Raw genomic sequence first — 5,353 nt, forward strand, 5'->3', positions numbered from 1 at the left:
ATACAGAATTTGCCGAAAGTAATGGCATCATGATGCGTATGACAGAACAATACGACCCATACGAAAATGCAATTGCAGAAAGGATTAATAGAACTTTAAAATATGAATATGGACTTAGAAACTGTATTAAAAACACCGACATTGCTCCACAAATAACAAAACAAGCAGTATCTATTTACAATAATTTAAGAACCCATTTTAGCCTAGATTTAAGAAAACCTGCCGAAGTGCATTTGAATCCGAATATAAAATATAAATCATATCACAGAAATAACGTAAATTTAACTGAACTTCTAATTTAGAAAATAGCTAGTTCAAATTATTTTTCGCCTTCTAAACGGCTAAAAAAAATAATTTGAACGGTATAAATTAAACCTAGAAAAGGTCAACCTATATCAGTATAATAGAAAACTAGTAACAGAAAAATTCAATTTTGCGAAAATTCAATTTTAAAAAAACAAAGTACGGATTCGAATTGCTAATGGATTTACACAAATTTGAGGGTAATCCAAATGTCTTCTTTGATCCTTCTCCACAGACTACCGATTTTTTTGAGATTATGATTTTTGAAAAAGCGAAAGGAAGCATTGAATTAAACGGGCAATTGTTGGACATTAAAGAGAATAGCTTTTTTTTCATTTCCCCCTTCCAAAAAAAAAGCTGTATGATTGACCTATCTGGTATTAAAGGTTTTCACCTTGTATTTCAAAGTGATTTTTTATCTGACTTTTTTGGCGACAAATTGTTCACTTACTGGCTACAATACTTTTATAATTCTCAACACCCACAATTCTTGCAACTGAAAAACGATGATTACACTATTATACGATTGGCTTTGAACGAAATTATCGCCGAAATAAAAAATTATCAAAATGATAGCCCTCACATATTACGTTCACTGCTGTATTTCTCTTTGTCAAAGCTCAACCGACTGTATTCAAAATGCTACAATATTTCACCAAACACACAATCGAATTCAATAATTTATAAATTTAAAGAACTACTCGAACTAAATATTCGTAGCTCGCATACAGTAGAAGAATATTGCAACTTATTAAATGTAACCCGCCATCAGCTTAATGCTATGGTCAAAGACCATACTAGATATACAGCAAAGGAAATTATCAGCAATAGGCTACTACTTGAGATAAAAACTGAACTCCGCTATTCCGATAAAACAATATCGGAAATATCCCATGACTTAAATTTTAGTGAGCCAAATAACTTGACAAGATTTTTTATGAAAATGGAAGATATCAATCCTTCCGTTTATAGGGAAAATTACCAAAATGATAGTAATTAATATTAAAGTGATAAGGTAATAAGGCTATTAAATCGGATTTTTGTTCAAAACAAAAATTAAAAATCATGACAAAAATAATTTGTTCAATCATTGCTTTGTTGAGTTTTCAACTGGCTATTGCTCAAGGCTCTAAAATAAAAGTCGAAATGGTCGCTTCGAATTGGAATGTTTCACAAGAAACTACATTTGAAAAATTTGATAATAGGGAAACTCTAGTTCTAAATAGTGGGAGGGTCACCGTTAAAAATCAAAAAATTATAAACGGTACCATTGAAGTGGATGTATATGCCAACTCAATCAGAAGTTTTGCGGGCATAACTTTTAGAAAGCAAAATAACAATATGGAAGAGGTATATATGCGAATGCATAAATCGAACCAAGTAGATGCTGTTCAGTACACCCCCATTTTTAATAATGAGTCGAATTGGCAATTATTCAGAGAAAACCAAGCAAGAGTTTCATTTAAAAAAACAGGTTGGAATAGCTTACGAATCGAAGTAAACAAGCAAAGTGCCGAGGTTTTTGTAAACGACGAAAAAGTTATGACAATAGACAAACTAATAACAGAGCAAAATACTGGAGAAATTGGGCTTTTTGCTTTGTTCTCAAATAGGTTTTCAAACTTTAGATTTACGGCCAAAGAAGCTGTAGAGAGAGCCAAAAAAGACAGCAGTGTTTCTGTTGATCCTGCAATTATTACGAAATGGGAAATCACGAAATCAAAATCCTACAAAGCAGAAGAGATATATTTTGAAAACTTTTTAAAGGAAGAATACATTACGGTTGAAACTGAAGCCTCAGGACTTTTACCTATTTCTAAATACATAAAAAAGTCTTCTTCTGGTAACTTTGAACAGAATGAAGAAGACTATATCGTCGCATCCACGATGGTACAAGCAGACAGAGACGAAACAAAACTTTTTTCATTTGATTATAGTGACAGAATAATTGTCTATTTAAACGGCAAAGCGGTTTTTAAAGGCAATAATGCCTTTAGAACCAAAGGAGTTCAATACATGGGGCATATTAACATCAATACCAATAAATTATACCTACCTCTTGAAAAAGGAGCAAACAAAATTCACTGTGTTGTTATGGATAAGGCAAACGGTTGGGGTTTAATTGCAAAAATAGAATAAAAATACGCTTTATAACAAAACCTATAAACAATACGGACTTCTCTCCTATTCTTAAAGTTTGTGTATTTTTATGATGTTCGCAAAATCTTTAGGATTTTGCTTTAGACAGGAAAAGAAAAAACAAAACAATTTTGCTATGTACATGACAGAAAGCAAACGCTAGTTTGCTCCCGTACTGTTCATAGCTCAAGCGTTAGCATTCATTAAACCAACTCAATGAAAATATTCAAACAAGTAACAGCAAATAATATTGAATTAGCACCTTATCCATTTAAAAAGGAATTGGCAATGGAAGCTTACTTGATTGAAAATGAAGAAATATTAGCTTTAGACAATGACAATTTTAGTGAAGTCGCTGTTCTTGATGAGGAAATTGCTTTAAAGAAAGGTAGACGAGATAGAGATGGTCGAATTGATATTTTGACTTCTTATGGAGCTGAATATTTGAGTATAATCGAACTCAAACTAAATCAAATTAATGAGTCAACTCTTAACCAACTTGAAAACTATTTAGACCAAAGGGAGCAAATATTAGAAATTGGTAAATATTGGGAAGAAGAAGTAAAACCAAAATGGATTGGTGTAGTCGTTGGAACGTCAATTAGTGCTGAATTGCAAGAAAAACTAAATAACGGATACAAATACAATGATATTCCAATCGCAGGCATTGTGCTAAATAGATATAGAAGTTCAGACAATAATATCTTTGTTGTTTCTGACACCTATTTCTCATATAAATACTCTGAAAAAGACTACTCTAAATTCACTTATAAAAACAAAGCCTATAATAAAGCTAGATTAGTAAATGAAATTGTTAGAGAGTTCGTTGACTTAAATCCAACTGCGACATTTTCAAAGCTAAAAGAAGTCTTTCCAAAACAAATTCAAGGGAGTTTTGGAGTTTTTGACAAACTATCAAGAGCGGAAGAAATCTATAGTAATTGGGGACACAAAAGACATTATATAAAACCAACGGAGACAATTAACTTAGGAGATGGAGAAATAATTGCAACTTGTAATCAATGGAATCCTCATAATATTGCTGACTTTATTGAGAATGCAAAGAAACTCGGATATGAAATTGAAGTAAAATAACTGTGCCTAACAATGGCTATAATTAATACGGGTTTTAGTGCTTAATCCAAAGGGTAGTGCTTTAAACCAAGTCCGCCAAATCTTTTGATTTGGCTTTAGAACAAAAAAGATAAAACAAAATAAAAAGTTTTGGCTAAGTGCTTAATCGGAAATTAATTACTTTTAACTCCCGTACTAACCATAGCCAAACGTTGCCCACAATTGAAAAAAATACGAATTAATAAGAAACGGAATGAGAAAATTTAAACACATTGCTCTGATAATTCTTGTAATTCTATCTTGGACTGCCTTTATCGGTTATGGATTTATAGATGGTTTTCTATTAAGACCGATTACCACTCAAAATACTTCTGAAGCATTTGTTGAGGCTACGAAAGAAAAAATAGACAATGAGTTTGTCGGGAATTTCGCAATGACACTTATTGAAAATGGAAAAGTCTCGAAAGACTTCTTCTATTCTATTGATAAATCCGTAAATAAAAATACTGTTTTCCCAGTTGCTTCAATTAGCAAATGGGTTACATCTTTTGGAGTTTTAAAATTGGTAGAGAAAGGAAGATTGGATTTGGACAAACCAGTTGACGATTACCTTACAAGATGGCATCTGCCAGAAAGTAAATTTGATAATAAAAAAGTGACTGTTAGAAAATTACTCTCACATTCCTCTGGTTTAGTTGACGACCTTGGCTATGGGGGTTTTCCGCCTAATGAAACCGTTCAAGCCATTGAAGAATCATTGACAAAAGCTTCAGATACGGATTATTCTGACGGTGTTGCAATAGTAGGTTATGAACCTGGTAGTAAGTATATGTATTCGGGAGCTGGATATACAATATTGCAATTATTAATTGAAGAAATTAGCGGTAAATCATTTCAAGAATACATGACACAAGAAGTTTTAGAACCTTTGAAAATGGAAAACTCGACATTCGTACTAACAGAAAAACCAAATATTCAGTTAGCACAAGTTTATAAAAATGACGGAACAACAAGGGAAGTGAAAAAATTTACCGCACTTGCAGCGGCCTCTTTATTTACTACCACAGCAGATTTATCAAAATTTTTAGAGGCAAATATTTCAAGTAACGTAGTTCTTTCCGAAGAAACAATTTCAAAAATGAGTATACCTGAAACGTTTATAAATAAAATTGGTGTATATGGATTAGGCCCTCACCTTTATAGTCAAAATGACCAAAATTCTAATATAATTGGACACGATGGAAGCGGAAATAACGCAATTAATACAGCAGCAAGAATTGATCTTAAATCAAAAAATGGAATCATAATTTTGGAAACAGGCAATTACGATATTGCTTCCGGAATATCAGACGAATGGCTTTTTTGGAAAGCAGGAATTGCCGATTATGTTGTAATGCAACGTAATAAATCATATCTATTGACTTTATTAATTATTGGTTACATAATTATTATTCTTTCATCGATATTCATAATTCGAGAAAAGAACAAACAACGAAAACAACTGTAGGCAATCGAGTGGATGGCTCCGCCATCAGATGATGGAGTGCACCCCTCACACCAACGTACGTAAGGGTCTTCCCAATAAAAATCGGGACAGACTGTATACGGCGGTTTGCAATCCATCTTTTCAATCGCTCTTTACACCAATCGAAACTATTCTGTACTTTTTTTAAAGGGCTACAGGTTTTCTGAGGGTTGCCCATTAACGAAAATTAATGCTCCCTGAATAATTTCCAGAAGGACTGCCCTCAGTCCTTCTCCACTTGTGAGACCTATGCAGTTTTATGCAACTCGTTTCTATAAGTACAATAATAGTATAAAAGACATAGAAATTAAT

5 protein-coding genes are annotated in these 5,353 nt (G+C 32.7%); all 5 read left to right on the forward strand.

The features are described from left to right. Window positions 1-302: integrase core domain-containing protein (locus CXF67_RS07790; protein ID WP_145990397.1), on the forward strand; the 302-nt coding region annotated here is incomplete at its 5' end. A 179-nt stretch (window positions 303-481) separates the two neighbouring features. Continuing rightward, a complete protein-coding gene (locus CXF67_RS07795; protein WP_102088243.1) occupies window positions 482-1,303 on the forward strand; it encodes a helix-turn-helix domain-containing protein in 822 nt (273 codons plus the stop codon). 65 nt (window positions 1,304-1,368) lie between these two features. Then, window positions 1,369-2,442: a 3-keto-alpha-glucoside-1,2-lyase-like domain-containing protein gene (locus CXF67_RS07800; RefSeq protein ID WP_102088244.1), complete on the forward strand. Its 1,074-nt coding sequence runs from the start codon at window positions 1,369-1,371 to the stop codon at window positions 2,440-2,442. 216 nt (window positions 2,443-2,658) lie between these two features. Then, window positions 2,659-3,537 carry a hypothetical protein gene (locus CXF67_RS07805; RefSeq protein ID WP_102088245.1) on the forward strand — a complete coding sequence of 293 codons (879 nt, stop codon included), beginning with the start codon at window positions 2,659-2,661 and terminating at the stop codon, window positions 3,535-3,537. A gap of 232 nt (window positions 3,538-3,769) precedes the next feature. Then, entirely contained in the window at window positions 3,770-5,023 is a 1,254-nt protein-coding gene (locus CXF67_RS07810) for a serine hydrolase domain-containing protein (protein ID WP_102088246.1), read from the forward strand. Window positions 5,024-5,353 lie beyond the last annotated feature (330 nt).

This window comes from Psychroflexus sp. MES1-P1E (assembly GCF_002836055.1).
Classification (GTDB): domain Bacteria; phylum Bacteroidota; class Bacteroidia; order Flavobacteriales; family Flavobacteriaceae; genus Psychroflexus.

Coding starts and splice junctions, on each gene's coding strand:
- CXF67_RS07795 (WP_102088243.1), top strand. CDS start 482: ATGGATTTACACAAATTTGAGGGTAATCCAAATGTCTTCTTTGATCCT.
- CXF67_RS07800 (WP_102088244.1), top strand. CDS start 1,369: ATGACAAAAATAATTTGTTCAATCATTGCTTTGTTGAGTTTTCAACTG.
- CXF67_RS07805 (WP_102088245.1), top strand. CDS start 2,659: ATGAAAATATTCAAACAAGTAACAGCAAATAATATTGAATTAGCACCT.
- CXF67_RS07810 (WP_102088246.1), top strand. CDS start 3,770: ATGAGAAAATTTAAACACATTGCTCTGATAATTCTTGTAATTCTATCT.